1 protein-coding gene is annotated in these 1290 nt (G+C 39.5%); it reads left to right on the top strand.

Annotation, left to right across the window (positions count from 1 at the left end; translation table 11 throughout):
- Positions 1 to 983 (top strand): ATP-binding protein (locus tag HR065_RS00640; protein WP_178733994.1); only part of this gene is annotated, 983 nt, incomplete at its 5' end.
- Positions 984 to 1290: the final 307 nt, after the last annotated feature.

Raw genomic sequence — 1290 nt, 5'->3', positions numbered from 1 at the left:
ACAAATTATCCGGTTTCTTATCCATCGACCAATTAGACGGTTTGCAAAAAGAAAAAGAAGCTTTACAAGAATTCATGTTATACATCAAAAACCCCGCTGATGCGAAAAAATTCGGTTTAAAACCACCAACAGGAGCACTATTCTACGGCGTGCCAGGAACAGGTAAAACTACCCTAGCCCGTGCCTTAGCCAAAGAATCACAATTACCTTATATCGAAATCGTTGGTTCCGAATTCTCTAAAAAATACGTTGGTGAAGCTCCTAAATTAGTAAAAACATTATTCACCAAAGCCCGCGAATTAGCCGAACAACACAACGGAGCCATCATCTGTGTTGACGAAGCAGAAGGAGCCTTCCGTGATTTAAACACCCTAGGTGAAGGCGACAACGGACGTTCCGATGTCGTAAACCAATTCAAAGCTGAAATGACCTCTATGAAAAACAACCCCGATAAACCTATTTTCTTAATCGGTACTACGAACCACGCCGACCAAATCGAAGACGCTATGTTAGACCGTTTCACATACAAAATCGAAGTATTCTTACCTGATTTAGCCGCTGTCAAAGCCGCTCTTACCCGCTTAGCTAACAAAATGAAAATCACTGACGAAGCCAAAACCTACCTCCAAAACGAAATGGCAACAAAAATCCATCAACACGACGAATTAAGATCATTCCGTAGCATGGGAAATTACATGCAAAAAGCCGCCTACATCGCCTACTCTCAACACAAAGAAAAAGTTGGTAAAGAACAACTCGACGCCGCTTTCGCCTCCCTAGCCCAAAGAACACCCTTGAATGACAAATATTTAGAATCACTACCAGACGTTCCGGCCCTCGATCTTAACAACCCCACTCCCGAAGAAATCAGAGCCGCTCTACCATCCGACCTTCAACCCGACACAACCTTAACCATTGATCCTACTGAAAAAAAGTTAAAATCACCGCCAATCCAACAAACTCCAAATACACAGGCGAAATAGAAGTGGCATACACAACCACCACCAAACCTGCTCCAACCCCTGAACCGAACAACGCTCCACAACCCACCCCAGACAAAAAATAACCAATAATTACTTAATAAAAAACAAAAATCAAGATATTATAATGTTTAAAAAATTTACAATTAATAATATATAAATAAAAAAACTTGACTTTTTAAAAAATAAATGCTAAAATAAAAATATCCAAACAAAAATTTTAAAGTTTTTGGTTGGGGTTGTGTAAAGAAGCGCGGAAAACTTCTAAAACAATTTTAAACGAAACAAAAAAAAGACTTACTTGTGGAGG

This window comes from Candidatus Phytoplasma pruni, assembly GCF_013391955.1.
GTDB lineage: Bacteria > Bacillota_I > Bacilli_A > Acholeplasmatales > Acholeplasmataceae > Phytoplasma.
The sequence above is the reverse complement of the archived record's forward strand: the minus strand, read 5'-3'. Positions and strand labels throughout refer to the sequence as shown.